1 protein-coding gene is annotated in these 1070 nt (G+C 39.4%); it reads right to left on the minus strand.

All coding sequences use genetic code 11. From position 1 onward, the window contains the following. Window positions 1-52 precede the first annotated feature (52 nt). Entirely contained in the window at window positions 53-811 is a 759-nt protein-coding gene (locus CDZ87_RS17125) for a hypothetical protein (RefSeq protein WP_157806499.1), read from the minus strand. Between the last annotated feature and the right edge of the window lie 259 nt (window positions 812-1070).

The raw sequence follows: 1070 nt of genomic DNA on the forward strand, positions 1-1070 counted from the left end.
ATGTGGGATGCAAACAGCGCCAAAAATTAACTCTTGACGCCATAGTCTCTTGTTATATGAAAATAGCACTCGAAGTCACCACAATCGAAGTAAAAGCTAACAGAAACGGGAGCTGGTAGTCAGTGAAGTAAGATTCATTAAACATATATCGCAACCCTCCCCTTAGCCTGTAAACATTGAACCTGAGAATGCTATAGCTTAAATACTGACGATAAAAATGCGGCTTACCATTGGAGTCAAATGAGCCATCTAAAGGCGCCCAACTAGAATACTGACTTTCAGATAACGTACCGTGAAACTGTTCTATAAAACCTTCTTTATTTGGATAACCTCGATCATCTGCATAAATGTAGAACTCACATTTACGCATAAACAGAAAGGTAACCTCATCTTTGTTCATAGGGATGGCTGCATACCTACCACCGCGACTATAGCGAGGGTCTGCAAAACAAACACTTAAAATTGAAGGCTCGACAAAATGAGCTTTTTCGCGAGCTTTTTTAGTTAAAAAGGTTTCTTCTAAATAGTAGATATGCTCTCTCATTTTATGGTGCATATCGTTAACAAAGGTTTCCTCTTGGTAATACTGCCAATAACGTAGCAAAAAATACCCAAACAGAGCAGCCAAGGCGTACTTAATAACAACGGGATTTGAAATACTAATAACAGTCCCTAACAAATTAATTCTTTCTATGCTGGCTCCACTCAAGAAAAACAATGGCATCAACATCGAAATTACCATTAAGTTTCGCCTCTGCCTCAATAACCCATCAGATATATCTCTATATCTTGCTTTTCTATCTTCTGCCAAAGTTCCTCCTTTTTTCATATAACGCCCAATTAAGTAGCCCGAAACGCACTGGCTGACTTTCTGCATGACGCCATAAACACGAAATTCAATGCAAACCAAAATCGCCGAGCGTTGAGGGTCTGCTTGAATTGTTTGTTATGTTTTACCACAAATGACTGATTTATTTGGCAAAGAACTGCATTCTTGACCGTGTTTTCTGAGCCGAATCACACGACAAAACTCACTTGGCCGCCAAATGCACGGAACATAAAACGCGTAA

This window comes from Vibrio salilacus, assembly GCF_002811245.1.
GTDB classification, from domain to species: domain Bacteria; phylum Pseudomonadota; class Gammaproteobacteria; order Enterobacterales; family Vibrionaceae; genus Vibrio; species Vibrio salilacus.